Below are 25,583 nucleotides of genomic sequence, written 5' to 3'. Positions count from 1 at the left end.
CCAGCGATGGCCGTCAAAACCGCCGGGGATGCCCCTGAGAATACCCCTGAGCAGCTGCAATCCGTCCGGGGAACCCTTACGTCCCCGCGCCGGCTCAAGACCGAGGTCCTCGCCGGACTCGTCGTAGCCTTGGCACTGATCCCGGAAGCCATCGCGTTTTCAATCATCGCCGGCGTTGATCCCCGGCTGGGACTCTTTGCGTCCTTCACGATGGCGGTCACCATTGCCTTCGTCGGCGGCCGTCCCGCCATGATTTCGGCAGCGACCGGCGCGGTTGCCCTCGTTATTGCACCGCTGGTGAAGTCCCACGGCGTGGACTACCTCATCGCCGCCGTTATCCTGGCCGGGGTTTTCCAGGTGGTCCTGGGACTGTCCGGCGTCGCCAAACTCATGCGGTTCATTCCACGCTCCGTGATGGTCGGCTTCGTCAACGCCCTCGCCATCCTGATCTTCATGTCCCAGGTCCCCGAGCTTCTTGGCGTGCCGTGGCTGGTCTACCCCCTCGTCGCCCTCGGCCTGGCCATTGTCTTCGGCCTGCCGAAGCTGACCCGGGCAGTCCCGGCCCCGCTCGTCGCCATCGTGGTCCTGACCCTCATCACCGTCCTGGCTTCCGTGGCGGTGCCGACCGTGGGCGACAAGGGTGACCTGCCGGATTCCCTGCCGTCGCTGTTCATCCCGAACGTTCCGTTCACCATGGAGACGCTGCAGATCATCTTCCCGTTCGCGCTGGCCATGGCCATCGTCGGGCTCCTGGAGTCACTCATGACCGCGAAGCTGGTGGACGATGTCACCGACACCCGTTCCCACAAAAGCCGTGAATCGTGGGGCCAGGGCGTGGCCAACATCGCCACCGGATTTTTCGGCGGCATGGGCGGCTGCGCGATGATCGGACAGACCATGATCAACGTCAAGGCCTCCGGAGCCCGCACCCGGATTTCCACGTTCCTGGCCGGCGTGTTCCTGCTCATCCTCGTGGTGGCGCTGGGCGACGTCGTCTCCGTGATCCCGATGGCGGCACTGGTAGCCGTGATGATCTTCGTCTCCTGGGCCACCTTCGACTGGCACAGCATCCATCCCCGGACCCTGCAGCTGATGCCCAAGAGCGAAACCATTGTCATGGTCGCCACCGTCATCGTCGTCGTCGCCACCCATAACCTTGCCATCGGCGTCGGTGCGGGCGTGCTTGTGGCCATGGTGCTGTTCGCCCGCAGGGTTGCCCACTTCGTCACCGTCGAACGGACCGTGACAACAACCAACGGGCAGGAGACTGCCACCTATGTGGTGGACGGCGAGCTCTTCTTCGCGTCCTCCAACGATCTCTACACACAGTTCGAATACGCGCTGGACCCGGAGCATGTGGTGATCGACATGCACGCCTCCCACCTCTGGGACGCCTCCACCATCGCAACGCTGGACGCCATCACGGAGAAGTACCGCCGCCACGGCAAGGATGTGAAAATCGTCGGCCTCAACGACGCCAGCATCCTGATGCGCGAGCGCCTCGGCGGCCAGCTCGGCGCCGGACACTAGGCCGTAGGAGCCCCCGTCCTGCGGGAAAGCGTCGGGGTCTGGATCGAGCCGGGACACGGGTCTAGATTGCAAAGGGGTCCGCTGCCGCGGGCCCTGCAACCAGCGATGTCCAGGAGGAGATCATGAGTCCGACACCCAAACAGCCGCTGACCGATGACAGCATCAAGGTGCGTCAGGTCAATCACTACCAATTCAGCTGGGTCGCCGGTCAGCCGGGTAAGCCCGGCACCTGGACTCTCCAGCTGGTCCTTGACCAGGGGGCATGGGAAGAGGTGCTGACGCTCGATGCGCAGGACACCGACAATCTCCAGCACCTCCTCTCGACCGCAGCAACCGTGTTTTATGACGTGTCGCGGCGGACCCTCATGTTCGGGACAACCGGAGCCGGCCAGACCTGACCGGCCGCCGTCGGCTGACCGTCCGGTTGCACGGGGTGCTGCAGAAGGCAGCACCAGAACAGGTCCTGGGGCCGTACTAGCCCGGTATCTCAGGGCCTGTTCTGCGTGTCATAGACGTCGGGGATGCCGTTGTGGTCGGAGTCGACCTTTTCTGCTTCCTCGGCGAGGCGGTACTGGCGGTTCCTGATGCGCAGCACCACCGTGGCCAGAGCCGCTGCCAGCAGGGAGGCCGCCAGGATGCCCACCTTGGCGTGGTCATCCTGCAGGCTTCCCTGGCCAAAGCTCAGCTCGGCCACCAGCAGGGACACCGTGAAGCCGATCCCCGCCAGGAGCGCGACGCCGAAAACGTCAATCCACTTGAACGAGTCGTCCAGCCGTGCCCTGGAGGCTTTGGTGAGAACCCAGGTGGTTCCCATGATCCCGATCGGCTTGCCCAGGACGAGCGCCAGGATGATGCCAAGGGCTACAGGATCCGCCAGGGCCGAGCCCAGCCCGTCCCAGCCTCCCACGGCCACGCCGGCGGAAAAGAATGCGAAGATCGGGACAGCCACCCCGGCCGAAATGGGCCGGAACCGGTGCTCGAAGATTTCGGCCAGTCCGGGTCCGGCCGCGGGCCCGCCGCTCGCTTGGGATCGGATCACGGGAATGGCGAAGCCCAGCAGGACGCCGGCGACCGTGGCGTGGATGCCGGAAGCATGGACCAGCGCCCACGTAGCGGCGCCCAAGGGGAGCAGGATGATCCAGGCGGCTGCAGTTTTCGTGCCGAAGAAGCGCCGGTATTTCTGCGCCAAGAACGTGTACAGCGCCAGGGGAATCAGGGCCAGCAGCAGCGGGCCGGGCTGGATGTCGCTGGAGTAGAAGATTGCGATGATGCTGATCGCCAGCAGATCGTCCACCACGGCCAGCGTGAGCAGGAAAATGCGCAGGGCGCTGGGAAGGTGTGAGCCGATGATCGCCAGCACGGCTACCGCGAAGGCAATGTCGGTGGCCGTGGGGATGGCCCATCCGCGCAGGGTCTCCGGACTGGTGAGGTTGACCGCAGCGTAGATGAGCGCCGGAACAACAACCCCGCCTGCTGCCGCGGCGACGGGAACGACCGACTTGTTCAGCTGCCGCAGGTCGCCTGCAACGAACTCCCTCTTGAGCTCGAGGCCGACCAGGAAAAAGAAGATGGCGAGCAGCCCGTCGGCGGCCCATGTCCCCAGACTGAGGTCCAGATGCCAGGGTTCGTAACCGATCTGGAAGTCACGGAGTGCGAAGTAGCTCTCCGATGCCGGGGAGTTGGCCCAGATGAGCGCGACGACCGCCGCCGCAACCAGCAGGGCGCCGCCGACTGTTTCCTTCCGGAGGATTTCCCCGATGCGCAATGACTCGGCGTAACTGCCGCGCCCGAAGACCGTGAAGCGTGGGGGGATGGCGGGCGGCGTTTGGCTCATGATGGAGTCCTAAAAGTCGGGTCAACAAAATCATGCCGACCAGACTTCCCGGCGCACCTTCGACCATTCTACGGGACAGGGTCAGGCCCGCCCCGCAATGGGGCCGGGCGCGCCTGCACGATCTAGTTTCCCGTGAGCTCCGCATACAGCTTCCGGACCCGGTCCTGGATATCGTCCCGGACCAGGCGCATGCGTTCCATGCCTTCGATGCCGCGCTCGGACGGCTCGTCCGTTTCCCAGACCTCGAAGCGCGTGCCTTCGTGCGGCTCGAGCTTCGCTTCGGTGCCGAGGACGATGACGGCGTCCACACTGTCCAGGACGTTGTCTGCGACCGGCTTGGGGTGTTCCGCTGTGATGTCGATGCCGAGTTCGGACAGCGACTCCACAGCCTGGGGGTTGAGCGAGTTGCCCGGCTTGGTGCCTGCGGAGTAGACGGCGACAGTTCCTGCGGCCAGTTGGTTCATCAGCCCGGCAGCGAGCTGGGATTTTCCGCCGTTCTTGCTGCAAACGAACAGGACGCTGGGTCTTTTCGTGGACTCGGTCATGGGGTTTATTCTTCCTTGTTGAGGAGCGGTGTGGACGACGACAGGCATGGATGAACGGGTTTGGACGAACGGTGCGGCCAGGGGTTTTAGCCCTGGTCTACTCGCCGGAGCGGCCGTGGGACAGCCCGGTGGGGAAACCGACGAGCACCGGTTCCGGAGTGCCGCAGCAGGCCGGTTCAAGCTCGACGACGTCCGCCGCACCTGCCGCTGTTCTACCGGTGGCTGCTCCAGCGCCGGCTGTTTCCCGGGAGGGCACCGGGACGTCGCAGCTGGTGCCGGCGTCGGTGGAGCAGACCCCGGTCTCGGGCAGCTCGAGCTGGACCGTGTCGGCGGCGGCGCGGTCTCCGGCCAGGGCAGCGGCGACGGAACGGACCTGCTCATAGCCGGTGGCCAGCAGGAAGGTCGGCGCCCGGCCGTAGGACTTCATCCCCACAATGTAGAAGTCTCTGTCCGGGTGGGCGAGGAGCGCGGCACCGTGCGGCGGGACGGTGCCGCAGGAGTGGAATTCGGGGTCGATCAGAGGGCCCAGAGCGGTGGGGGCTTCAACGGCGGGGTCGAGGTTGAGGCGTAGTTCCCGAAGGATGTTCAGATCGGGGCGGAAACCGGTGCAGGGCACCACGACGTCGGCCTGCAGGGTGCGGCCGTCGACGGCGGTGACGGTCACCGAAGGGCCGTCGACTGCGGCGGGTGAGGTTCCGCCGTCGTCAGCTGGAGCGCGGGCCGCCGCCAGCGCAGCCACCCCGAAACCGGTGTGCAGCTCGATGGTTCCGGCTTCGACCAGGCGGCGGACGCGTGCGCCGAGCTGGCCTCGGGCGGGCAGGCCGTCGAGGTCCCCGCCGCCGTAGACCTTCGCCGCGGACGGACCTCGGACGGCCCAGAGGATCCGGGTTCCGGGTTCGGCCTTGGCCAGTTCCGACAGGCTGATGAGCGTGTTGGCTGCCGAGTGGCCGGCGCCGACCACGAGGACGCGGCGGCCGGCGAAAGAGGGTCCGGTCCCGGTCCAGCACGTCCGGCAGTGGCGAGGAAATGGCGGAGGCAAGTGCGGCTTCGCCCAGGGCAGGAAGTCCGGAGGTGCCCAGCGGATTGCGCACAGACCAGGTGCCGGAAGCATCGATGACCCCGGCGGCGCTGTAGTCGCGGAGCTCGCCGCCCTCATGCTCGACGCGGACCACGAACGGCGTGGCGTCCCGGTCCCGGACATGGGTCTTGTCCAGCCCGCTGCGGGTCAGCGCCACCACGCGGGCGCCGGTGAGCAGCCGGGAGCTGATGGCCGGCAGCGCGGCCAGCGGAGCGAGGTAATTATCGATGAGTTCCCCGCCGTAGGGCAGGGCCGTGGGCCGGGGCGATTCCCAGCCGGAGGGCTCGAGCAGGCGGACGGCGGCGGCGTCGATATTGAACCGCCACGGTGAGAACAGCCGGATGTGGCGCCACTGTTCAATGGCGGCGCCCGCCGTCGGGCCTGCCTCGAAGATCAGCGGCTCCAGGCCGCGTTCGAGGAGGTGTGCAGCGGCGGCAAGGCCCACGGGACCTGCGCCGATGACGGCGACGGGAAGGTTCTTCGCTGAATCCACAGTGTCCTCTGTTCTGTCGAGCGGCGTGGCGGGCGGCGAGCCAACTAGGGCGGCACGCAACCAGGTAGCAGCATGCCTCGTTCTGAGCGCTCAAAACGACGCCCCGCTGCTACCTGGTTGGGCGGAAGCGTGGGCGTCAGCAGCAGTCCTGATCGTCGTCGCAGCAGCCATCGCCGCAGCATCCGGTGTTCATTCAGCTCACCCCCTCTCCCGTCCTTGGTTAGGCGTGGGTGGGTTCCTCCACCAGCGCGGTGGCGATGCTGTCGGCATCCTCGAGCGCGGCGAGGTAGCGTTCGGCGTCGAGGGCCGCAGCGCAGCCGGTGCCGGCGGCGGTAATGGCCTGGCGGTAGCGGTGGTCCACGGCGTCGCCGCACGCAAACACGCCCGAGAGGTTGGTGACGGTGGTGGGGGAGTCCACCTTGATGTAGCCCTCGGCGTCGAGCTCCACCTGCCCGGCCACGAGTTCGGTGCGCGGCACATGCCCGATCGCCACGAAAATGCCGGTGGCGGCCTGTTCGCGTGTTTCGCCGGTGCGGGTGTCCTTCAGCGTCACACCGGTGACCTTGCCGTCGCCATGGATGGCGGTGACGGCCGAGTGCCACGCGAAGCGGATCTTCGGGTTGTCCTTGGCGCGCTGGGCCATGATCCGGGAAGCGCGCAGCTCGCCCTTGCGGACCACGATGGTGACGGACTTTCCGAAGCGGGTCAGGAAGGTGGCTTCCTCCATGGCGGAGTCACCGCCGCCGACCACGATGATGTCCTGGTCACGGAAGAAGAACCCGTCGCAGGTGGCGCACCAGGAGACCCCGTGCCCGCTGAACTTCTTCTCCTCCGGCAGGCCGAGCTCCTTGTAGGCGGAGCCCGTGGCGAGGATGACGGCGGGGGACTGGTGGATCTCTCCGGCGCCCGTGACCACACGCTTGAGGTGCCCGGCCAGCGTGACGTGGGTGACGTCGTCGAACACCACCTGCGCGCCGAACCTTTCGGCCTGCTGCTGCAGCCCGTCCATGAGCTCGGGGCCCTGGATGCCGTCCGGGAAGCCGGGAAAGTTTTCGACGTCGGTGGTGTTCATCAGGGCGCCGCCGGCGGTGACGGAGCCGGCCAGGACGAGGGGCTTGAGGCCGGCGCGGGCGGCATAGATCGCAGCGGTATAGCCGGCGGGGCCGGACCCGATGATGATCAGCTGCTGGGTGGTCACGTTGTCAGGGTTTGCGTTGGGTGTGCTCACGGCTGGCTCCTTTTTGAGGCGGGTAGGTCCGGCAGTTTACTGGGCGTCCGTGTGCCGGGCGGGCACCAGTTCGCTGATGAGGCCCTCGACGCGGCCGCGGATCTCGTCGCGGATGGGGCGGACGGAGTCGACGCCCTTGCCCGCGGGATCCTCGAGGACCCAGTCCTCGTAGCGCTTGCCGGGGAAGTAGGGGCATTCGTCGCCGCAGCCCATGGTGATGACGACGTCGGAATCCTTGACGGCCTCGGTGGTGAGGACCTTGGGGATCTCGGCGGACATGTCGATGCCGACCTCGGACATTGCCTCGACGGCTGACGGGTTGATCTTGTCGGCCGGCTGGGAACCCGCGGAGCGGACCTCGATCTGCCCTTCAGAAAGGGAAGTGAGGAAGGCGGCGGCCATCTGGGAGCGGCCGGCGTTGTGCACGCAGACGAACAGGACGGACGGCTTCTTGGCGGTTTCGGTAGTCAAGGGTTTTCTCCTGAAATCATTTAGGTGACGGGCAGATCGGTCTTTTTGAGTCTTCACGCCCGCATGTCCTGCGTCCCTCCATGAATATTGATGGTTGTCGATGTATGGAGTATCGGGCGATAGATTGATGATTGTCAATGTGTTGAGCGAGGTCGGGCTGATTGTCTCTCTGGGCGGCTGGGGGCGCTAGTCCTCCGGAATCGTCGGGTTAGGCGGCGTGCACCCGGGGTGCAAGGTCGTGGACGCGGTGGGAGATGTCGGAGAAGGCGTTTTCGAAGGCTTCCTCGGTATTGATCCGCAGAGGATCCGGCACAGACCAGTGGATGCCGCTGAGGCTGGTGAGTTCCTCGTGGGCGTTGTCGCATACGGTTATGACGAAGTCCCCGTCATCAGCTACCTGGTCCAGCCTCTGCGGGGGAAGGTTTGCAAGGTCCAGCCCGTGCCGGCGGGCGACTTTGATGGCTCCCGGTGCAATGCGGTCTGCGGGGTGTGTTCCTGCCGAGGCTGAGGAGATCTCACTGACCTGGGTCCAGAGTGCGGCGGCCAGCTGGGACCGGGCACTGTTTCGCGTGCAGACGAACAGAACACGCTTGGCGCCATGCTCGGCCCCTGGCGGGAGGCCTTCCAGCGCGCCGGCGGCGAGCCGGATATAGCTGCGGCGCCTGTCGGCTTCGGAGCGGTGGCGGGTGGCCAGGCCTGCTGCTTCCAGGGTGCGCAGGTGGTGGGACAGCAGGTTTGAGGGCATTCCCAGCTCGGCCTGCAGTTCCGTGGGGGAGAAATCCCCGAGAGTGAGCAGATCGACAATACGCAGCCGCGCAGGATCGGCGAGGGCTGCATGCTTGGCGACCCGCGCTTGGAAGGCGTCCCTCGACTCAGTTTTCATTGACTCAATTTTGACTGAGTTAATTTCATCGGTCAAGCTGGTTCCATGACTTCTAACCAGCCACCGTTGTGGCGCCGGGCCGTTGCTGAACTTCTTGGCACCAGCTTGCTCGTGATGATCGTTGTGGGGTCGGGGATTGCCGCACAGCAACTCTCCCCCAACGACGTCGGACTGCAGCTCCTGCAGAACAGCACGGCCACGGTGCTGGGCCTGACGGTACTGATCCTTGTATTCGGCCCGGTCAGCGGCGCGCACTTCAACCCGGTGGTCTCCCTGGTCGACTGGGTACTGGGCCGGCACGGCGGTACGGGGCTGACGCTGCCGGAGCTTGGCACTTATGTGGCCGCGCAGACGCTGGGCGCGATCAGCGGCAGCATTGTCGCGAATGCCATGTTTGAGGTGGGGACTTCCATCTCCGGCAAGGACCGCGCCACTCCTGGTCATCTGCTGGGGGAGGTCGTTGCGACCGCCGGGCTCATCCTGCTGATCTTCACCCTCGCCGCCACCAAGCGGGGCGTCCTTGCCGCACCGGCGGTGGGTGCCTACATCGGAGCCGCGTACTGGTTTACGTCCTCGACGTCCTTCGCAAACCCCGCCGTGACAGTCGGCCGTATCTTCAGCGACACCTTCGCGGGCATTGCCCTGGCCTCCGTACCCGGGTTCGTCATTGCGCAGCTTGTTGGCGCCGCGGCCGGCCTGGGCCTCCTCCTCATCCTGTTCCCCTTGGCGGCCCGCGCCGCCGACGACGTCGTGCTCCCGCACGACTCGGAAAAGACCAGCTCTTAAACCTGGCCTGGCGGGTCTTTGGCGATACATTGATGCTCGTCAATATTGGCGCATAATGGGTACATGAACTTGCTGCCCATCCTCGAGCCGGCCATGGAGGAAGCCTGCTGCCCGCCGGCGGGGGCGCCCGCTCTGGACGCCGAGGAGGCGAAGCAGCAGGCCCTGGTCTTCAAGGCGCTGGCCGATCCGAACCGGCTCCGGCTGCTCTCCATCATCAAGGCCGCGTCCTCCGGGGCGATCTGCGTGTGTGATCTGACCGAGCCGCTGGATCTGAGCCAGCCCACGGTCTCCCACCACCTGAAAATCCTGGTCGAAGCGGGGCTGCTGCACCGCGAAAAGCGAGGTACGTGGGCCTACTTCTCCCTGGCCCCTGGCGCTTTGGACGACGTCGCGGGCATGCTCGCGAGGATCTAAGATCAACCCGCATTCCGCGGCGCGTACATGATGATGGCGACACCCGCCAGGCACACAACGGAACCAATGGCATCCCACCGATCGGGGCGGAATCCGTCGAAAACCATGCCCCAGGCCAGCGACCCCGCCACGAACACTCCACCGTAAGCCGCCAGGATTCGGCCGAAGTGCGCGTCTGGCTGGAGCGTGGCGATAAATCCATAAATGCCGAGGGCTATGACTCCGAGTCCTGCCCACCACCATGACTTGTCCTCCCGGACAGCCTGCCAGACCAGCCACGCACCTCCGATCTCGGCAACGGCCGCAAGGATGAACAGGACGACGGATTTCGCAATGGTCATGGACCCATCATCGTCTTTCGGTCCACATGCCAGGAAACCGGCATTGATCTTGCAGCGCACGGGTGCCGGACGGTTGGAGAAGACGACGGCTGGGCTCCTCGCCACGCTCTGAGCGTTCCGTCCGGGGGCCGGCACCCGTCAGGCGATTGCCGTAACTGCCTCCCGGGGAGTTACTGTCCCCCTCGGTGCTTCCTCGGGGGTGAGTGCGAGCTGGCGGTCTGCGACAGCGCCGGCGAGCGTTTTGTCGTGGGTGACCAGCAGCAATGCACAGTCCTGGCGGCCAACCTGGTCCATGAGGCACCGGATGGTTTCCTCCTGGGTGATGAGGTCCAGGCGCGAGGTGGGTTCATCGGCGAAGACCAGAGCCGGCTCGAGCAGCATCGTCCGGATGATCGCGAGCCGTTGCAGTTCCCCTCCTGAGACCTGCCCTGGCTGTCTTGTGAGGAGCGCCGGGGCGAGGCGCAGGGCGTCCATCAGCTCGTCGAGGCGGGAAGGGGGCACCTGGTGACGGCGGATGACGTCGCCGAAGCTGTCGCGGAGCGGAACGCTGGCAGGGAAGGACAGGGCCGGATCCTGATAGAGCTTTTGTAGCCGGCCTCCTCCCAGCGTTTCGGCGTGGTGCACCTGTCCGCTGCCTGGCCGTGCGAGGCGGAGCAGCACGTTGCCCAGGGTGGTCTTGCCGCAGCCGCTGGGGCCGCTGATGGCCACCCGCTCCCCGGCGCGGACGGTCAGGGAGAGATCTGCGAAAAGCGTCTTGCCGTCGAAGGCCTTCGTGAGCCCTTCTGCCGTGATGAGCGCAGGCTTTGTCTCGTCGCCGGCGGGCCGCCGCATCCAGGAGTGGGCCCAGTGCGCCGGTTCGGCGGCGATCAGCCGCCGGGTGTAGGGGTGTGCGGGTGTTTCGAGCACGCGCCGTGCGGGGCCCTGTTCGATGATTTCGGCCTCTTTCATCACCAGCACGTCGCCTCCGAGCTCGCGGGCGAGGTCGAGGTCATGGGTGATGGTCAGCAGGATGCCTCCGCCGTGGAGGTGCCGTTTCAGCAGTTCCGCAAGGTCTGCCCTCGCGGCTTCATCGAGGCCCTTGGAGGGCTCGTCGGCGATGAGCATGGGCGCGTCCGCGATCGTGGCGGCGGCGAAGGCGACGCGCTGGGCCATGCCCCCGGAGAGCGTGTGCGGAAACGAGCGGGCAGCGCCGCCCAGGCCGAGGGCCGCCAGCATGCCACGCGCTCGGCCGCGTGCGCTTCCCGGGTCCGTTCCGAACGTGGCCGCGCCTTCGGCGACCTGTTCCTGGGCCCGCATGGTGGGGTCGAGGGCGAGCATGGGTTCCTGCGGCAGCAGGGACATCACCCGGCCCCAGAGCCTGCGCCTGTTGGACGGGTCGGCCAGGTCGTAGGTCGTGCCGTCCGCCGTCAGGCTCCCTCGCGCCGTGAGGCTGCCGGGCAGGGTGCCCATGATGGCGTGGGCGAGCAGGGACTTGCCGGACCCGCTCTCACCGACGATGGTCAGGGGCCGGCCGGGTTCCAGCTGCAGTTCGGAGACGTTGACCAGAGTCTGGCCGGAGTGGCTGACGATGAGGTGTTGTAGGTGCATGCTCACGCGCGGGACTCCTTGTTCCGCAGGCCCAGGAGCCCGATCAGGGTGGTGGTGAGAACCAGGACGGGTGCCAGGGACATCCAGGGGGCCTCGTTGTAGTAGGGGAACGCTTCAGTGATCATGAGTCCGAGTTCGGGGGTGGGCGGGCGGATTCCGATGCCGACGAATCCCAGGGTGGACAGGGCGAGGATGGAGGAGCCGATCCCGAAGGTTGCCATGGTGGCCAGCAGCGGCCGGAGCTCCGGCCAGAGGTGGCGGCGGAGGATGTGCGCGCGGCCGAGCTTGAGCAGGCCCGCGGCTTCGACGGCCGGGCCGGCGAGCACCAGGCTGCTGCGGGCCCGCACCATGCGGAAGTATTCCACCCACTGGGCCAGGGCCAGCCCCGCATAGAGCGTCCACAGTTCACCGTTTGCCATCGCCGAGAAGAGCAGGACGACGAGAATCGCCGGGAGGGCAATGAGTGCCTCTGACATCGCGTTCAGGGAAGCGTCCACCCAGCCGCCGCGCCATGCGGCGACAATACCGGCGAGTGTCCCCGCGGCCAGCGCGGTGACCACGCCCAGAACGGCCAGCAGCAGTGACAGCCGCGTGGCGTGGGCGAGCCGGGCAACAACGCTTCGGCCGAGGTGGTCCCGGCCGAGGGGATCCGCCAGGCTCGGCGGTTCGAGGAACCGTGACAAGTCCTGGACGGCGTGCTCCGTCCACAGCAGCGGCCCGAGGAGGGCGAAGAGCACCAACAGGGCCAAGCCTGACATGGCCAGCAGCTGGCCCGTGCTGCGTCCGGAGTACCAGCGGTTCGCAGGAGGCGCATCGTTCTGGAGCGCGGGGGACGGCAAAGTGGTGTCGGGTGTACCGCCGGGTGTTGGGGTAATGGTCTGGGTCATCAGCTGGCCGCCTGACTGGTGCGGGGACGGGGATCGATGGCGAGTACCGCCAGATCAGTGGCCGTGTTGAGGAGCACGACCAGGAGGGCGAGTGCGAGGGCTGTGGCCTGGATCATGGGAACATCGCGCCAGAAGATCGCATGCACCAGCGCGTGGCCCAGCCCTGGCCAGGCGAAGAGGCTCTCAATGACCACCACGCCTTCGATCAGGATGATCGCCTGCACGCCGATGTAGGGGACCAGGGTCACGCCGGTGTTCCGCAGCACGTGGCGGATGAAGATCAGGCGGCCGCCCAGACCCTTGGTTGCGGCGAACCGGACGTAGTCCGATTGCCGGATCCGGATAACGGCGTCACGGCTGACGCGTGCGAACAGGCCGGAGAGGCCCGTTGCGAGCGTGAGGGCCGGGAGCACGATGTTGGTCGATTCTCCGTGGCCCGTGGCAGGCAGCACCCCGAGGTGCACAGAGAAGACGAGGATCAGGACCAGCCCGAGGAGGAACGGAGGCAGTGCCCGCGCGGCCGAAACCCAGAACGTCAGGGCGCGGTCCAGCGTCCCTCCGGGCCGGAACGCGGCCAGGGTACCGGCCGCCGTGCCAGCGAGGAAGGCCAGCACCAGCGCCGCGGCGGCGAGCTGCAGGCTGCCGGACAGATGCAGGGCCAATTCCCCTGCGACGTTGCCGCCTGTCACCAGGGAGGTCCCGAGGTCGAACCGGGCGAGGCTGGCCAGCCAATCGAGCAGTTGCAGCCAGGCCGGGCGGTCCAGTCCCAGATCGGCCCGGACGGCCTCGGCCGACGCGGCGGTGACCTGGTCGTAGCCGTAACGGCCGGCTGCGATCCGGAAAGCGATGTCGCCGGGAAGGCTCTGCACAATTGCGAAGCACGCGGCAGAGACGAACAGCGCCACCGCGACCGCCTGGATGACGCGCTGGCGGAGCACAAGGGCGGCAGGCACGAGGAAGGACTCGTGCCGAACTAGCTGGTTCATGGAGGTCCGCATCGCCCTAGCTGGCCCAGTTGAGGTCGGTCAGGCGCAGGGAACGTTCCAGCGGGTCCAAAGCCAGTCCTTCGACCCGCTTGCTCACCACGGCGCTCTGGCGGTACCACGCAACAGGAATGACGGGCAGTTCCTCCTGCAGGATCTGCGATACCTTCTTGCGTCCGGCTTCCGCGCCGGCGGAGTCGGTACCTTTCGCCATGTCCTGCAGGGTGGCGGTCAGTTCCGTACTGTTCCAGCCCATCGCGCCGTACTCCGCGCCCTTGGGGCCGTAGTCGTCCGCCAGGGTGGCCAGTGCGTCGGGAACGAGGGCGAAGTTCCGTGAGTACAGGCCGAGCTCGAGGGTGCCGTCCTTGTGTCCGGCCGGGATCTCGCTGGAGTTGCCGACCTTCACATCCAGCATGAGGCCAAGCTCCTTGAGCTTGGCCTGGATTGCGGTGGCGAGGAGCGGCAGTTCCGGCCGGTCCGGGAAGGTGCGCAGGCTAACCACGAATGTCCGTCCGTTCCGGGCGAGGACGCCATCGGGTCCCGGGGTCCAGCCGGCCTCGGCGAGGAGGGCGCGGGCCGCGGCCTCGTCCTGTTGCACCGGTGCGACGGAGGGCTGGTGCCATCCCGGCAGGGACGGCGGGAACAGCTGCCCGGCGGCCATCTCGGGGTCGCGGAGCAGGGCTTTGGCCATGCCCTCGCGGTCAAGGGCCAGGCTCAGTGCCCGACGCACCCGAACGTCTGAGAGGATTTCGTGGCCGGCATTGACCTTCAGCAGGATTGTCCTGGGCAGTGTGACTGAACTGATGTCCAGGCTGCCCGCCTGCTTGAGCCTTTGAAGGCTGGTCGGATCCATGCCGAAGGTGACGTCGGCCTGGCCGCTTTCGGCCATCAGCGCCCGGCTCTCGGACCGGCCGACGGCCTGATAGCTCACCTCTTTGATGGCGGGCTTCTTGCCCTGCCATTGCTCAAAGGCCGCAACTTCGACGCTGGAGGGCTGTTCCAACCGGGTCACGCGGTAGGGACCCGAGCCCACGATCTTGGTGACGGATTGGCCATGTCCATACGACGAGGGGGCCAGGATCTGCGTGCTCGTGTGTGCCAGCACCGCAGGGAGCGGGCCGTACGGTTCTGTCAGGTCCAGGCGCACGGTCTGCCCGTCCGCGCGGATGGACTTTACCGGGACCGTCGAGAGCGGGGTTCCAGCTTTGCTGTCCGCGACCTTGAGCGCGGCAGCGACCGTTTCAGCCGTGACGGGGGTGCCGTCGTGGAACTGTGCGCCAGTGCGGATCGTGAACCGCCAGGTCTTCCTGTCCGGTGCGACGTCCCAGGCGGTAGCTAGCCCGGGTTCCAGTTCGCCACGGTTGTCCGCCTCGACCAGGGTCTCTGCGACCTGAAGCCGGGTGAAGATCCCACCGCTGGTGGACGGGTCCAAGCTATGCACTTCGAACGGCCCGACGACTTTCAGCGGCTGCGCCGATGCCGGACCGCCCGCTGCGCTCTCCCCGGCGCAGGCCGCCAACATCACTACCGTGACGGCCGAAACTCCGGCCGCCTTAATCCTTTTCCAGGACATGCTTAATTCCTTCAATTCTTCCCTCAGCCCTGTCTGGCCTTCATGCGTGGATTTTTCTTGTTGATGACGAAGGTCCGGCCGCGGCGGCGGACGATCTGGGCTCCCGGGATCTTCTTCAGGGCACGCAGTGAGTTTCTTACTTTCATGAATTGCTCCTTGGGTGTGTTTCATGGGTGTTGTTCAGTCCGAAGGGGTCCTCCAGGCCGCTGGTTCCGGAGGCCATCTCGGCCTCCGTAAGCTCGCAGGCGGCGAACAGCCTGGCGATGTCGGCAGGATCGATGTCATCGCCGGTAACGGCCACGACTGTTCGTCGGTCGCCGAAGTCGGGATGCCAGTCCAGTGCCGCGTCTGGGCATGCGCCTTGGGTTCGTGGTGGCTGCGGGCTGCGGTCGGCGAGCCACGGCCCCGTGTTTTCCAGCCAGATCCGCGGCCCGATGCCCTGGAGCGCAATCTTGCAGCCGGGAGCTGACGCCACCCAGAGCCGGCCGCGCAGCCAGCAGCATCCTTCGGCAAGGGTGGCCAGGGTGTGGCGGAAGCGTGTCGGATGCAGAGGCCGCTCGATCCGCTGCACCACAGTGGTGAATGGCGAGGAGGACTCAGCCGGTACCCGGATAGTCCCGGGCCTTGTCCGGGCGATTGCTTCCTGCAGGTTGTGGCGCCCGGGCCGGACGCCGTCGGCACCGTCCGTCACGTCTGCATGCGGGGCCAGTTCCCTGATCAAGTGCACACCCCTCGCACGGCCTGCCGGTTCGACCGGGACCAGGGCCGGATCCGCCAGCAGGACGCTGTCGTTGAACGAGAGTTCCCCGATGAGGAATTCCCCCGGTGTCCGGTCATCTTCCGGGACCGGCGTGAAGCGGGACTCGAACAGGCTGTGGTGATCCCAGATCTGGTCCTCCAGCGCATCGGGAGCGCAGGCCAGGATGACCGAATCAATGGTGAACGGGCGGGCAAGTCCCTTCACGAGGGCGTGCACGGCGGCCGATGAGGCCACCGCCGGGGGGAGCCCGACAATGATGTGGGACTCGCCGCGGGCGAGCAACCGGTCCACTGTGGGCACGACGTCGAGGCGGACGGTGCAGCTAAGGCAGCCGTGCTCAAGCCTGGATTCCTCACGTTCCATGAGCACGCCGTCGGCAAAGATCCGGCGAACGACGAGCCCCTCTTCGAGCAAATCATGGAAAATGACAACGGCTCCGGGCAGCTTCCCGGCCAAGTCCGCACATGCGGCTTGCCGGCAAAACACATCAAGGGAACTGACAACAGTAATGGGCATGCCCAGAACCTTATATGAGAATTATTCTCATTCGCAAAGATAGTCGACTGCACGACCCGGCATTCCTCGAAATTGACACTCATTCTCATTTGCGGCGACAATGGAGGGCATGAAACCCCTGACGCGCCTTTCCCTTGCCGTGCCCCTCCTGTCCGCCCTCATGCTGGCGGCTTGCGCGCCTGCCGGCCCGGCGGGAACCGGGGCAACCGCGGCCGGCGGTGACGCCGGGCCCCTGAAGGTGATGGCTTCGTTCTACCCCCTGCAGTACATTACGGAGCAGGTCGGAGGGGACAAGGTGGAGGTCGAATCGCTCACGCCCCCGGGCACCGAGCCGCACGACCTTGAGCTGTCGCCGGCCTCAGTTGCTTCCCTGGAAAGCGCGGGAGCCGTGGTGTACCTCTCCGGTTTCCAGCCCGCCGTGGATGACGCCATTAAGCAGGCCTCGCCCGCCCACGCCCTGGATGTCTCGGAGGAAGCAACCCTGCCGGCCGGACACTCCGAGGAAGAACACGCCGCAGAGGCCGGCGGGGCCAGCGCGGAGGCCGGACACTCTGCGGAGGCCGGACACGCCGAGGGCGAAGCCCACGACCCGCACTTCTGGCTTGAGCCCGAACGCCTGGCCCACGCGGCCCAAGCCGTTGCCGGAGAATTGGGCAAAGCCGACCCTGGGAACGCCGCTGCCTACGAGGCCAACGCCAAAGCACTCTCTGAAAAGCTGACGGCACTGGACAAGGAGTTCAGCAAGGGCCTGGCGACCTGCAAGACGCGCACCATGGTGGTCTCTCATGAAGCCTACGGATACCTCGCGGAAAAGTACCGCCTGAAGCAGACCGGCATTTCCGGCCTGGACCCAAACAGCGAACCCTCCCCGGCCCGTCTGGCAGAAATCGGTAAGGTGGTCAAGGATGAAGGGGTGAACACCATCTTCACTGAATCCCTGGTCAATCCCAAGGTCGCCGAGACGCTCGCCGGAGACCTGAAGATCAAGACCGCCGTCCTGGACCCGCTCGAGGGTCTGACCGACGCAAGCTCCGACTATGAGAAGGTCATGCACAACAACCTCACCGCCCTGCGCACGGCCTTGAACTGCGCCTAGCCAGTGCCGGACGCCTCCCAGCCCCCGATCCGGACACAGAAACTGTCTGTCTCGGTCGAGACCGGCACCATCCTGCACGGCATCGACCTGACCGTCACTGACGGTGAGGCCGTGGCGCTGCTTGGTGCCAACGGATCAGGCAAATCCACGCTGATCAAGGCGATGGTGGGGATTGTTCCGATCACCTCGGGCAGCGCCGAGATCTTTGGCGCTGACATCACGGCTGCCCGCCGCTCCGTGCCCTGGTCGCGGATCGGCTACGTGCCCCAGCGGTTGGGGCCCAGTTCCGGCGTTCCGGCCACGGCTGTGGAAGTCGTGGCGTCCGGGCTGCTGCACAATAGGCGCCTGCGGACCGGGCGGGCCACACGGAAGAAGGCGCTCGAAGCCCTGGACCAGGTTGGCTTGGCGGACCGGGCCCATGACAGCGTCCAGGTGTTCTCCGGTGGCCAGCAACAGCGCGTCCTCATCGCCCGCGCCCTGGTGCGGGATCCTGACCTGATCATCCTGGATGAACCGCTGGCCGGGATTGACCGCGCATCAAAAGAGGCGCTGGCCCGCACCCTTGCCCGCATGCGCGGCAACGGCACAACGGTTCTTGTGGTGCTTCACGAGCTCGGCGAACTGGCCGGCATGCTGGAGCGGGCCGTGGTGCTCCGCCACGGACGGGTGATCTTCGACGGTCTGCCGCCTTCCGCGGCGCCCGGGCATGACCATCCGGACCATGACCACGTGCACGCCCACGCGGACACGGCCCCACCCGGACACACTGTCCCTGATCTGCGTTCGGAGTGGTGATGGCTTTCCTTGACGCCCTGATGGCGATGCTCGCCAGCCCGCTGATGCAGCGCGGGCTGCTGGTCGCGGTGCTGGTCGGCGTATCGGCACCCGTGATGGGAACCTATCTGGTCCAGCGCAGACTGGCACTGCTCGGCGACGGCATCGGCCACGTGGCACTGACAGGTGTGGCCATGGGATGGCTTGCCGGCAGCGCCGCAGGACTCACCCCCCACGACGTGCTCGCCGTCCCTGGAGCGGTGGTCGCCGCCGTCATCGGAGCGGTGCTCATCGAACTTGTACGGGAAAAAGGCAAAACCAGCGGAGACGTCGCCCTGGCCCTGCTGTTCTACGGCGGAATCGCCGGCGGCGTGCTCCTCATCGGCATTGCCGGCGGCACTGCAGCCAACCTGACCGGCTACCTCTTCGGCTCCATTTCCACGGTCACTTCCCTGGACGTCTGGCTCACGGCCGGACTCGCCGCCCTGATCCTGGGCATCGGGCTGGGCCTTCGCCCCGCGCTCTTCGCCCTCAGCCACGACGAGGAATTCGCCCGCGCCACCGGCCTGCCGATCCGGGCCCTGAACATCCTCGTCGCCGTCTTGGCTGCCCTGACGGTTTCCGTCTCCATGCGGGTGGTCGGCGTGCTCCTCGTCTCGGCCCTCATGATCGTTCCGGTGGCGATCGCACAGCTGACCGCACGGTCGTTCCGCGCCACGATGACGACGGCGATGGTCATCGGCGCTGCGGTCTGTATCACGGGGCTCTCCATCACCTACTTCTACCGCCTCTCACCGGGCGCCACGATCGTAGTGCTCGCCATCGGCGTCTACGCCGTGGTCGCGTTAGCCCGGCCGCTGTTTGCCCGGCCGGCCCGGGCAAAGGACCCGCACCTGGATGCGGAGGACGACGTCAGGCTCCAGGAGGGCACCTAGCGTGGAACGGATGACCCGGCAGCGCGTGGCGCTCAACGACCTGCTGGAACAGACGGCGGGATTCCGCAGCGCCCAACAGCTGCACCACCTGCTGCATGAACACGGGGAACGGGTCTCCCTCGCCACGGTCTACCGTACGCTGCAGGCCATGGCCCCGCGAGGGTGAAATTGACGTCCTGAGGACCGCTGACAGCGAGGCCCGGTACCGGCGCTGCGACCGACAGGAACACCACCATCACCTGGTTTGCCGCCGGTGCGGCCACACAGTGGAAGTCACGGCAACGACGGTCGAACGCTGGGCAGACCGGACAGCCCGCGACCACGGCTTTGCCGCCGTCTCCCACACCGTCGAACTCCTGGGCCTGTGTGGTGACTGCGGTCGGTCCCGCTCACAGGAATAACGCCTGAAGACGAGCCTGCCGGCGACGCAGAAGCTCGGTGACGTCGGCTATGACAGCCGCAGGTGGCAGTCGGGCGTTTCACAGTGGACGCCGCCTCGCTAGCTAGTTCCCGTTCGGCAGCGGTCCGCATCAGCCTGAGATGGCGTCTCGCCCTGGCAGGGTTTGATCGCCGCGGCCGCCCTGGTCGGCATCCTGATCGGCTCACCGCTCGGCGGCTGGGCCGCAAGGCAAGAACCGAATAGGCGGTGAAAACCAGCCGAATCGGGAGCTCCAAAGCTGACGCAGTGTCAGGGGATGCGGTGGCCGCCGGAGCGGCTGAGGAAGAACAGCAACACGGCCACAATCAACAGGACGGGCGCCAGCCAGAGCAGGAATTCGAGTGCGTCCACCGTGCCGCCAACGATCAGAAAAACCACGGCCGCAGCGGCAACGGCCCACATAATCTTCTTCATCGCCGTTAGTCCTGACCGTAGCGGGCGGATCCCGTTTCAGGGATGAGCGACTATACATCCGGCCCGGAACGGCACGCAAGGAAGCGGTTCGCGCGGAACTTAGGCGGGTGCGTTCAGCCTGGCAAAGCGGAGGATGGAGATGATGGCCGGGGCCAGTTCGTCTTCCATCTGGCGATAATAGTCGGCGCTCCGGCGGTAGGGGTCGATGACGTCATTGTCGGTTGCCTCGGGAGCCAGGGACAGGTGCCGCACCGACGCAGCCCGGGCGGGAAGACTGCGCCACAGCTCGGTGTTTGCGTTGATCCGGTCGCCGATGACCTTGACGCCAGGGCCCGCCTGGGCTCCCGGGCCCTTACGGTCCTCGAGCATATCGAGCATCCGGGCGAACTCCCGGATGGTGAACGTGCGCTTGAGCAGCGAGGCATCGAGCTGCAACACCTCGCCGCGGTGCGCCGAGCTCATCGCCAGGACAAGGTCCACCTTGCGCAGGACTTTGCCCGTGAGCTGCCGCGCCGCGAAGCCGTCCGCCGTGCCGCCGAAGGTGTGGATGATGTCGGCGGACAAGGGCTGCACAGGATCGCCCACCAGGGCGCGGGTGCCGGCGCTGCGGACCTCGAAGCCGCCGGGCAGCACCTGGTCCAGCCCGGCCTGGAGGAGCCGCTCAGCAACGGGGGAGCGGCAGACGTTCCCCGTGCAGACGGTCAGGATCCGGACAGGTGCAGGCGATTCCACGGTTGTTGCTCTTTCCGGTGGTGTGGAGCGGAAAAATCTTCAATCTCGAACCTAACACCCATGAGTGCACGGGGTGACCCAATTTGGGGGTGCGCTCCCGGGAATCAGGAAGGTTCCCCAAGGTTTTCCGGAGCCGCCGGTCTCACGATGGTGCGGAGTAACACCTTGAACCACAAGGACGCCTACCCGGCAGAAACCTGGCAGTCCCATGCACCGTCCATTCAAGAAGTACGACGCCGGATCGGTCACCTCCTCCGGTGACCGAACCGCCGTCGTGCGTTCTTCGCTTCCGCACGCGGGCAGGGTGGCGGAGGAAGGGGGCATGAGCGCCTCCGGCTCGCGCGTTGATGCCCGCGACTACGTTGAGGGACTGGCTGCGCCGCATCCGTGGAGCAGATACGTGGCGCTCGGGGATTCGTTCACCGAAGGCGTGGGGGATCCGGAGCCGCGGAGCCCGGGCGGACTGCGGGGCTGGGCGGACCGGGTGGCTGAGGAACTGAGCGTGGGCCATGAGGATTTCGCCTACGCAAACCTCGCGGTGCGGGGCCTGCTGCTGGAACAGATCCTGGACCAGCAGACGGGGCCGGCCCTGGCCCTGAAACCGGACCTGATTACCCTCTCGGGCGGCGGCAATGACCTTGTTTTCCGCGGCAGCGATCCTGACAAGCTGGCTGCCAAACTGGATGCCGGCGTCGAGTTGCTAAGTTCCACGGGAGCGACGATTGTGCTGTTCGGTGGGCCGGACTGGGGCGGGACGCCGGTGCTGGGACACAGCCGGGGCAAGGTGGCGATCTTCAATGAGAACATCCGGATCGTGGCCAGCCGGCATGACGCGGTGATCGCCGATTTGTGGTCTCTGCGGGAGCTGACCGATCCGCGGATGTGGGACCCGGACCGGCTGCATTTTTCCCCGCTGGGCTACCACACCATCGCCATGATGGTGCTGGACACCCTTAATGTTCCGCACACGCTGCAGCCCCATGAGCCCCGGCCCCTCCCGGAGAACAGCTGGCGCCATGCCCGTGCCGAGGACCTCGTCTGGGCGCGGAAGTACCTGTTCCCTTGGGTGCTGCGGCGCATCCGTCACCAGACGGAGGAAGAGCTGAAAGCGAAGCGGCCGGCGGCTGGCCCGGTTTTCGGAGCAGGCATGCCGCCGGGGACGTTTATCGGGACCAGGCAGGATTCGTGACTATGGGATTCCTGATCTTTTTCTTGACCCGATCTTTAGGTGTCGCTGCTCTGGTCTTGAGTTTCTGGCATCAGACTGATTACAGGCGGCCGTGCAGAGGGGTCGCGGCCAGCAGCCGGGCAGTGTTCTTGAGGAAGGAAATCTGTGATGGCCCAAACGAATGTCGAGACGTTCTATGAAGACATGCTGTGGAAGACCCGGCGCGAAGGAAGCGCCCAGTCCATCGTCGTCAGCACGAAACGTTCTGAAGCCCTGAAAGCCGGCAGGTTGTGTGCGGTCCGCGACTGCGTCGACCACGTCATACGGGATATGGACGGCAGATTCCTGTACCAGAACAGCTACCGCGACCTTCCTGAAACTTACTGATCGGGGAATGTGGGCGGTACGCCTGATCCTTATTTGAGGCCCGCTCGCGCAGGAATTTCCACGTGATCTTGGAATGCACGAGAAAACAAAAGTGTTTCTGTAGTAAGCCCCTTCTTGCTGGGGAGCCTGTGGGCGGCGAAGGAAAGGATGAGGTGATGGACGCCGTCGGCCGCTTTGAACTCAGCGGTGCTGCCAGCAACAGAACAACTCCGCATCCCTGGAGCCGTTATGTGGCCCTGGGAGATTCGTTCACGGAGGGGGTCGGTGACCCCGAAGAGCGCAGCCCGGGCGGCTTGCGGGGATGGGCAGACCGCGTCGCGGAGGAGCTGAGCGTGGGGCATGAGGATTTTGCCTACGCGAACCTGGCCGTCCGCGGCCTGCTGCTGCAGGAAATCCTGGACCGACAGACGGAGCCGGCGCTGGCGCTGAAGCCGGACCTCATCACGCTCTCCGGAGGCGGGAATGACATCATCTTCCGCAACGGCAATCCGGACAAGCTCGCCGGCAGGCTGGATGCAGGTGTTGAACGGCTGAGCACCACAGGGGCGACCATGGTGCTGTTCACCGGGCCCGACTGGTGGCACACTCCGGTACTTGGGCGGAACCGGGCCAAAGTGGCCATTTTCAACGAAAATATCCATGCGATCGCCGCCCGGCACCATTGCATCGTGGCTGATCTGTGGGCTTTGCGGGAACTCCGGGATCCGCGGATGTGGGACCCTGACCGGGTGCACTTCTCACCGCTTGGGCACCACACGATTGCCATCTGTGTGCTCAATGCGCTGAACGTCCCGCACACGCTTGAGCCTCTTGTGCCGCGTGAGCTGCCCGAGCGGAGCTGGCGGCAGGCCGGAGCCGGGGACCTGGTCTGGGCCCGGAACTACTTCCTCCCGTGGGTGCTGCGCCGCATCCGGCGCCAGTCGGAGGAGGGGCTGAGGGCGAAGCGGCCTGCAGCTGGCCGCGTTTTCGGCCCCGGGATGCCTGCCGGAATGCAGCCGCAAATGCACCTGAAGCCGTCGGCCGAGGTGTCCGCCGGCCCCGATGCGGAGTACGAGGACGGGCTCAAACAGGCCTAGCCCGTCCGTGATTCACTGCTGCACGGCAAACTCCAACACCGGTGGGGTTTGCCGTGCAGCAGTGTTTTTCCAAGGTTTAAGAGCATTTTCTCCAAGATTTTCAGAATGTGGCCGATGCACGATGAATTGCAATCGCAGTTCCCGTGGGCCCGGCCATGAGGTGGATGGGGCCTTCGCTTATCCCGGATCGGGTGCCGCCCGATCCGGATGAAGAGACTCTCACCGCCGAACTGAAATGCTGATCACGATGAAGAAGATCCTCCGCCGGCTGAGCCAACTGGTCGTCCTGTCCGTCGTCGTCGCTGGAGGTTTGTTGGGCGTCAACAGCGCCGCCCAGGCGGCAACTGTGGGAACCCCCAGCATCACCTATTCGGGGATCAGCAACCCGCCGACCGCGGACAAACCGCAGAGCAAGCTGTGGTGGAATGACGGTTCCTGGTGGGCAAACATGTGGAAGACCGGCAGCGGATGGAGCATCTACCGCCTGAACCGGGCCACGGCCACCTGGGTGGACACCGGGGTCCGGAGCGACAGCCGCGGCACTGCCTCTTCCGACACGCTCTGGGATGGCACCCACCTGTACATCGCCTCCAACGTCGTGGCTGCGGGGAGTTCTGTGTCCGGGCAGCAGGCCCGGTTGTACCGCTACAGCTATTCGGCCGGGAAGTACACGCTGGACACCGGTTTTCCTGCCACAATTTCGAACAACAGCAGCGAGTCGCTGACCATCGCCAGGGATTCCACGGGGGTCATCTGGGCCACGTGGACCCAGGCTGCCGGCACTACCAGCACCGTTTACGTCAACAACTCCCTGCCTGGTGGCAGGGGCTGGGGGACGCCCTTCGTGGTGCCGGGAGCCGTGGATCCTAGGCCGACGCCCGATGACCTCTCAACCATCGTGGCTTTTGACGGCGACGAGATCGGGATCATGTGGACCGACCAGGCTACCGGGACGGCGTGGTGGGCCACGCACGACGACGGGGAAAGTCCGCGGAGCGCTTCGTCGTGGAAGGTGAGGGAAGCCATCAAGGGGAACAAACAGGTCGATGACCACATGAATATCAAGACGCTGCAGGCCGACCCCAGCGGCCGGGTCTATGCGGCCGTGAAGACCAGCCTCGACGACGGCTCGTCCGACCCGAATCTGGCCCAGCTGGTGCTGGTCGTGTTCAAACCCGCCACGGGCTCCTTTAGCCAGACCACGATTGCCAGGACCGGTGATTGTGTTACCCGTCCACAGATCATGCTCGATACCGCGAACAACCTGGTCCGCGCGTTCCACACCGCACCCTCGACCTCCGTCAGCGGCTGCGCCTTCTCCGGCGTGGCCGGCAGCATCTACGAAAAAACCGCGTCCATGGACAACCCGGTCTTTGGGTCCGGCCGCGGCAAGGTAGTCATTGAAGACGCGAACTCGGCGAATATGAACAACGTGACCAGCACCAAGCAGAGCGTGAACGCCACGACCGGGATCGTCGTCATGGCCAGCAACCACATCACCAAACGCTACTGGTTCTCCGACCGCCGACTCGGCACGACGACCCCGGCCGCCCCGGTGGCCTCCTTCTCCGCCACCCCCACGTCTGGCAGGGTTCCCCTGACGGTAAACTTCTCCGACACCTCCACCGGTTCGCCCACTTCCTGGGCCTGGAATTTCGGGGACGGCGCCACCTCAACCACACGGAACCCGTCCCATACGTACACCGCGGCCGGGACCTATACGGTACGCCTGACCGCGCGCAACGCGGCCGGTTCGGATTCCAGCGCCAGGACCATCACCGTCAACTCGGCTCTGGACAGCCCTTCCCCAACATCGCCGACTGCACACTCCATCAGTGGACCGGCAGATATCGTAGCCGCAGGATCTGACGGGGTGCTCTGGAACTACCGGGCCGACGGCGGCGGCGGATTGCGGCCCCGCGTCGCAATCGGCGCTGGCTGGGGCGGGCTGAAAAAAGGATTCGTCATCGACTGGAACCAGGACGGCGTGTTTGACGTGATCGCCCAATGGAAAGACGGCCGCATGAGCTATTACCAGGGAAAAGCCACAGGAGGGTTCGTTCCGGGACAGACCATCGGCTCCGGCTGGAACAACTACCAGGTGAGCGTGGGCCGCTGGCGCAAATCTGACAAATACCCTGGCGTGGTGGCCTCTGACGCCGCGGGTGTTCTCTGGCACTATCCCCACACCACCGGAACAGCGTTCGGAGGCCGCGTCAAAATCGGTGGCGGCTGGAGCGGGCTATACCTCACCATGGCCGATTTCGACCAGGACGGTGCCCAGGACATCCTGGCCACACGCAGCGACGGCAGCCTGGTGCTGTACCGCTCAACCGGCGCCGGAAGTTTCCAGTCCGGCACGCGTCCTGTTATCGGCAACGGCTGGAACAGCATCAACAGCATCACCAGAATCCGAGGCTACCAGGGCGCTGGCAGCAACGGGCTGATGGCTCGGCTCACTGACGGCAGGCTCGCCTACTACCCCATCCTGAATGGAACCTGGGGGACCCGCACCATGGAGGGCAGCGGGTGGGGCTCCTACAACATCTTCCGGTAGGCATCGGGCGCCAGTCGGGGGAGGGGCTGAGAGCGAAGCGGCCTGCAGTTGGGCGCGTTTTCGGCCCCGGCAGACCCCCAACACCGGTGGGGCATT

27 protein-coding genes and 1 pseudogene are annotated in these 25,583 nt (G+C 66.0%); 13 read left to right on the top strand and 15 right to left on the bottom strand.

Annotated features, from left to right (window positions below):
• Window positions 1–6: 6 nt before the first annotated feature.
• Window positions 7–1,530, top strand: a complete 1,524-nt coding sequence (locus J7E80_RS01705; protein WP_215049743.1) for a SulP family inorganic anion transporter — start codon at window positions 7–9, stop codon at window positions 1,528–1,530.
• A 122-nt stretch (window positions 1,531–1,652) separates the two neighbouring features.
• Complete coding sequence (locus J7E80_RS01700; RefSeq protein WP_215049742.1) at window positions 1,653–1,928, top strand: hypothetical protein; 276 nt, start codon at window positions 1,653–1,655, stop codon at window positions 1,926–1,928.
• 89 nt (window positions 1,929–2,017) lie between these two features.
• On the opposite strand, the gene nhaA is transcribed toward J7E80_RS01700, so the two are convergent.
• From nhaA to J7E80_RS01670, 6 genes and pseudogenes are all read right to left on the bottom strand, one after another.
• Window positions 2,018–3,364 carry a Na+/H+ antiporter NhaA gene (nhaA, locus tag J7E80_RS01695; protein ID WP_215049741.1) on the bottom strand — a complete coding sequence of 449 codons (1,347 nt, stop codon included), beginning with the start codon at window positions 3,362–3,364 and terminating at the stop codon, window positions 2,018–2,020.
• A 122-nt stretch (window positions 3,365–3,486) separates the two neighbouring features.
• Window positions 3,487–3,909: a low molecular weight phosphatase family protein gene (locus J7E80_RS01690; protein ID WP_215049740.1), complete on the bottom strand. Its 423-nt coding sequence runs from the start codon at window positions 3,907–3,909 to the stop codon at window positions 3,487–3,489.
• Window positions 3,910–4,006: 97 nt separating this feature from the next.
• A pseudogene (locus J7E80_RS01685) lies at window positions 4,007–5,480 on the bottom strand (FAD-dependent oxidoreductase).
• A gap of 220 nt (window positions 5,481–5,700) precedes the next feature.
• Window positions 5,701–6,678, bottom strand: coding sequence for a thioredoxin-disulfide reductase (gene trxB / locus J7E80_RS01680; RefSeq protein ID WP_215049763.1), 978 nt, complete (start codon window positions 6,676–6,678; stop codon window positions 5,701–5,703).
• A gap of 66 nt (window positions 6,679–6,744) precedes the next feature.
• Complete coding sequence (locus J7E80_RS01675; RefSeq protein ID WP_215049739.1) at window positions 6,745–7,179, bottom strand: arsenate reductase ArsC; 435 nt, start codon at window positions 7,177–7,179, stop codon at window positions 6,745–6,747.
• A 208-nt stretch (window positions 7,180–7,387) separates the two neighbouring features.
• Window positions 7,388–8,062, bottom strand: coding sequence for a helix-turn-helix domain-containing protein (locus J7E80_RS01670; protein WP_215049738.1), 675 nt, complete (start codon window positions 8,060–8,062; stop codon window positions 7,388–7,390).
• Window positions 8,063–8,107: 45 nt separating this feature from the next.
• On the opposite strand from J7E80_RS01670, the gene J7E80_RS01665 reads away from it, so the two are divergent.
• A complete protein-coding gene (locus tag J7E80_RS01665; RefSeq protein ID WP_215049737.1) occupies window positions 8,108–8,848 on the top strand; it encodes an aquaporin in 741 nt (246 codons plus the stop codon).
• Window positions 8,849–8,911: 63 nt separating this feature from the next.
• Window positions 8,912–9,262 (top strand): helix-turn-helix transcriptional regulator, encoded by a 351-nt coding sequence (locus J7E80_RS01660; RefSeq protein WP_215049736.1) that lies wholly within the window; start codon window positions 8,912–8,914, stop codon window positions 9,260–9,262.
• Window positions 9,263–9,264: 2 nt separating this feature from the next.
• Here J7E80_RS01660 and J7E80_RS01655 read toward each other — a convergent pair whose 3' ends face one another.
• The 7 genes from J7E80_RS01655 to J7E80_RS01625 all read right to left on the bottom strand — a co-directional run bounded on the left by J7E80_RS01655 (window position 9,265) and on the right by J7E80_RS01625 (window position 15,909).
• Window positions 9,265–9,603: a YnfA family protein gene (locus J7E80_RS01655; protein WP_215049735.1), complete on the bottom strand. Its 339-nt coding sequence runs from the start codon at window positions 9,601–9,603 to the stop codon at window positions 9,265–9,267.
• A gap of 138 nt (window positions 9,604–9,741) precedes the next feature.
• A complete protein-coding gene (locus tag J7E80_RS01650) occupies window positions 9,742–11,190 on the bottom strand; it encodes an ABC transporter ATP-binding protein (RefSeq protein WP_251036319.1) in 1,449 nt (482 codons plus the stop codon).
• A 2-nt stretch (window positions 11,191–11,192) separates the two neighbouring features.
• Window positions 11,193–12,077 carry an ABC transporter permease gene (locus tag J7E80_RS01645; protein WP_215049733.1) on the bottom strand — a complete coding sequence of 295 codons (885 nt, stop codon included), beginning with the start codon at window positions 12,075–12,077 and terminating at the stop codon, window positions 11,193–11,195.
• On the bottom strand, window positions 12,077–13,063 hold the full coding sequence (locus tag J7E80_RS01640; RefSeq protein ID WP_215049732.1) for an ABC transporter permease: 987 nt from the start codon (window positions 13,061–13,063) through the stop codon (window positions 12,077–12,079). Before J7E80_RS01640 ends, J7E80_RS01645 begins: the two co-directional genes overlap by 1 nt.
• 16 nt (window positions 13,064–13,079) lie before the next feature.
• Window positions 13,080–14,633, bottom strand: a complete 1,554-nt coding sequence (locus J7E80_RS01635) for an ABC transporter substrate-binding protein (RefSeq protein ID WP_215049731.1) — start codon at window positions 14,631–14,633, stop codon at window positions 13,080–13,082.
• A gap of 23 nt (window positions 14,634–14,656) precedes the next feature.
• Window positions 14,657–14,779 (bottom strand): type B 50S ribosomal protein L36, encoded by a 123-nt coding sequence (ykgO, locus tag J7E80_RS01630; RefSeq protein ID WP_011693081.1) that lies wholly within the window; start codon window positions 14,777–14,779, stop codon window positions 14,657–14,659.
• The gene (locus tag J7E80_RS01625; RefSeq protein WP_215049730.1) at window positions 14,776–15,909 is read right to left on the bottom strand and encodes a GTP-binding protein; all 1,134 of its coding nucleotides are present in this window, start codon (window positions 15,907–15,909) and stop codon (window positions 14,776–14,778) included. Before J7E80_RS01625 ends, ykgO begins: the two co-directional genes overlap by 4 nt.
• A 109-nt stretch (window positions 15,910–16,018) precedes the next feature.
• Between J7E80_RS01625 and J7E80_RS01620 the strand changes: the two genes are divergently transcribed.
• The 5 genes from J7E80_RS01620 to J7E80_RS01605 are packed head-to-tail and all read left to right on the top strand — an operon-like array spanning window position 16,019 to window position 19,115.
• Entirely contained in the window at window positions 16,019–17,005 is a 987-nt protein-coding gene (locus tag J7E80_RS01620) for a metal ABC transporter substrate-binding protein (RefSeq protein ID WP_215049729.1), read from the top strand.
• A 3-nt stretch (window positions 17,006–17,008) separates the two neighbouring features.
• Entirely contained in the window at window positions 17,009–17,800 is a 792-nt protein-coding gene (locus J7E80_RS01615) for a metal ABC transporter ATP-binding protein (protein ID WP_215049728.1), read from the top strand.
• Window positions 17,800–18,714: a metal ABC transporter permease gene (locus J7E80_RS01610; RefSeq protein ID WP_215049727.1), complete on the top strand. Its 915-nt coding sequence runs from the start codon at window positions 17,800–17,802 to the stop codon at window positions 18,712–18,714. The genes J7E80_RS01615 and J7E80_RS01610 overlap by 1 nt, the downstream gene beginning before the upstream one ends.
• A gap of 10 nt (window positions 18,715–18,724) precedes the next feature.
• Window positions 18,725–18,880: a transcriptional repressor gene (locus J7E80_RS24405; protein WP_311380739.1), complete on the top strand. Its 156-nt coding sequence runs from the start codon at window positions 18,725–18,727 to the stop codon at window positions 18,878–18,880.
• Window positions 18,810–19,115: a transcriptional repressor gene (locus tag J7E80_RS01605; protein ID WP_311380738.1), complete on the top strand. Its 306-nt coding sequence runs from the start codon at window positions 18,810–18,812 to the stop codon at window positions 19,113–19,115. The genes J7E80_RS24405 and J7E80_RS01605 overlap by 71 nt, the downstream gene beginning before the upstream one ends.
• Before the next feature lie 287 nt (window positions 19,116–19,402).
• Here the strand turns inward: J7E80_RS01605 and J7E80_RS01600 are convergent, their stop codons facing one another.
• Together J7E80_RS01600 and J7E80_RS01595 are read right to left on the bottom strand one after the other, a co-directional pair.
• Window positions 19,403–19,567 (bottom strand): hypothetical protein, encoded by a 165-nt coding sequence (locus J7E80_RS01600; protein ID WP_215049726.1) that lies wholly within the window; start codon window positions 19,565–19,567, stop codon window positions 19,403–19,405.
• Between the two features lie 99 nt (window positions 19,568–19,666).
• Window positions 19,667–20,299: a low molecular weight phosphatase family protein gene (locus J7E80_RS01595; RefSeq protein ID WP_215049725.1), complete on the bottom strand. Its 633-nt coding sequence runs from the start codon at window positions 20,297–20,299 to the stop codon at window positions 19,667–19,669.
• 322 nt (window positions 20,300–20,621) lie between these two features.
• On the opposite strand from J7E80_RS01595, the gene J7E80_RS01590 reads away from it, so the two are divergent.
• The 4 genes from J7E80_RS01590 (at window position 20,622) to J7E80_RS01575 (ending at window position 25,487) form a co-directional block, all read left to right on the top strand.
• Window positions 20,622–21,488 carry an SGNH/GDSL hydrolase family protein gene (locus J7E80_RS01590; RefSeq protein WP_215049762.1) on the top strand — a complete coding sequence of 289 codons (867 nt, stop codon included), beginning with the start codon at window positions 20,622–20,624 and terminating at the stop codon, window positions 21,486–21,488.
• Between the two features lie 147 nt (window positions 21,489–21,635).
• Window positions 21,636–21,854: a DUF2188 domain-containing protein gene (locus J7E80_RS01585; protein WP_215049724.1), complete on the top strand. Its 219-nt coding sequence runs from the start codon at window positions 21,636–21,638 to the stop codon at window positions 21,852–21,854.
• A 155-nt stretch (window positions 21,855–22,009) separates the two neighbouring features.
• Complete coding sequence (locus J7E80_RS01580) at window positions 22,010–22,930, top strand: SGNH/GDSL hydrolase family protein (RefSeq protein ID WP_215049723.1); 921 nt, start codon at window positions 22,010–22,012, stop codon at window positions 22,928–22,930.
• Window positions 22,931–23,177: 247 nt separating this feature from the next.
• Window positions 23,178–25,487 (top strand): PKD domain-containing protein, encoded by a 2,310-nt coding sequence (locus J7E80_RS01575; protein WP_215049722.1) that lies wholly within the window; start codon window positions 23,178–23,180, stop codon window positions 25,485–25,487.
• The last annotated feature ends 96 nt before the right edge of the window (window positions 25,488–25,583 follow it).

This window comes from Arthrobacter sp. ISL-28 (genome assembly GCF_018613875.1).
GTDB lineage: Bacteria > Actinomycetota > Actinomycetes > Actinomycetales > Micrococcaceae > Arthrobacter.
This window is presented reverse-complemented; position numbering and strand designations above follow the sequence as displayed.

Excerpts from the sequence above, each read along its gene's own strand:
- J7E80_RS01620 (WP_215049729.1), top strand. The coding sequence starts at position 16,019 with ATGAAACCCCTGACGCGCCTTTCCCTTGCCGTGCCCCTCCTGTCCGCC.
- nhaA (WP_215049741.1), bottom strand. The coding sequence starts at position 3,364 with ATGAGCCAAACGCCGCCCGCCATCCCCCCACGCTTCACGGTCTTCGGG.
- J7E80_RS01660 (WP_215049736.1), top strand. The coding sequence starts at position 8,912 with ATGAACTTGCTGCCCATCCTCGAGCCGGCCATGGAGGAAGCCTGCTGC.
- J7E80_RS24405 (WP_311380739.1), top strand. The coding sequence starts at position 18,725 with ATGACCCGGCAGCGCGTGGCGCTCAACGACCTGCTGGAACAGACGGCG.
- J7E80_RS01605 (WP_311380738.1), top strand. The coding sequence starts at position 18,810 with ATGAACACGGGGAACGGGTCTCCCTCGCCACGGTCTACCGTACGCTGC.
- J7E80_RS01635 (WP_215049731.1), bottom strand. The coding sequence starts at position 14,633 with ATGTCCTGGAAAAGGATTAAGGCGGCCGGAGTTTCGGCCGTCACGGTA.
- J7E80_RS01650 (WP_251036319.1), bottom strand. The coding sequence starts at position 11,190 with ATGCACCTACAACACCTCATCGTCAGCCACTCCGGCCAGACTCTGGTC.
- J7E80_RS01670 (WP_215049738.1), bottom strand. The coding sequence starts at position 8,062 with ATGAAAACTGAGTCGAGGGACGCCTTCCAAGCGCGGGTCGCCAAGCAT.
- J7E80_RS01690 (WP_215049740.1), bottom strand. The coding sequence starts at position 3,909 with ATGACCGAGTCCACGAAAAGACCCAGCGTCCTGTTCGTTTGCAGCAAG.
- J7E80_RS01600 (WP_215049726.1), bottom strand. The coding sequence starts at position 19,567 with ATGAAGAAGATTATGTGGGCCGTTGCCGCTGCGGCCGTGGTTTTTCTG.
- J7E80_RS01585 (WP_215049724.1), top strand. The coding sequence starts at position 21,636 with ATGGCCCAAACGAATGTCGAGACGTTCTATGAAGACATGCTGTGGAAG.
- J7E80_RS01640 (WP_215049732.1), bottom strand. The coding sequence starts at position 13,063 with ATGAACCAGCTAGTTCGGCACGAGTCCTTCCTCGTGCCTGCCGCCCTT.
- J7E80_RS01575 (WP_215049722.1), top strand. The coding sequence starts at position 23,178 with ATGAAGAAGATCCTCCGCCGGCTGAGCCAACTGGTCGTCCTGTCCGTC.
- J7E80_RS01580 (WP_215049723.1), top strand. The coding sequence starts at position 22,010 with ATGGACGCCGTCGGCCGCTTTGAACTCAGCGGTGCTGCCAGCAACAGA.
- J7E80_RS01645 (WP_215049733.1), bottom strand. The coding sequence starts at position 12,077 with ATGACCCAGACCATTACCCCAACACCCGGCGGTACACCCGACACCACT.
- J7E80_RS01700 (WP_215049742.1), top strand. The coding sequence starts at position 1,653 with ATGAGTCCGACACCCAAACAGCCGCTGACCGATGACAGCATCAAGGTG.
- ykgO (WP_011693081.1), bottom strand. The coding sequence starts at position 14,779 with ATGAAAGTAAGAAACTCACTGCGTGCCCTGAAGAAGATCCCGGGAGCC.
- J7E80_RS01705 (WP_215049743.1), top strand. The coding sequence starts at position 7 with ATGGCCGTCAAAACCGCCGGGGATGCCCCTGAGAATACCCCTGAGCAG.
- J7E80_RS01590 (WP_215049762.1), top strand. The coding sequence starts at position 20,622 with ATGAGCGCCTCCGGCTCGCGCGTTGATGCCCGCGACTACGTTGAGGGA.
- J7E80_RS01665 (WP_215049737.1), top strand. The coding sequence starts at position 8,108 with ATGACTTCTAACCAGCCACCGTTGTGGCGCCGGGCCGTTGCTGAACTT.
- J7E80_RS01610 (WP_215049727.1), top strand. The coding sequence starts at position 17,800 with ATGGCTTTCCTTGACGCCCTGATGGCGATGCTCGCCAGCCCGCTGATG.
- J7E80_RS01625 (WP_215049730.1), bottom strand. The coding sequence starts at position 15,909 with ATGCCCATTACTGTTGTCAGTTCCCTTGATGTGTTTTGCCGGCAAGCC.
- J7E80_RS01655 (WP_215049735.1), bottom strand. The coding sequence starts at position 9,603 with ATGACCATTGCGAAATCCGTCGTCCTGTTCATCCTTGCGGCCGTTGCC.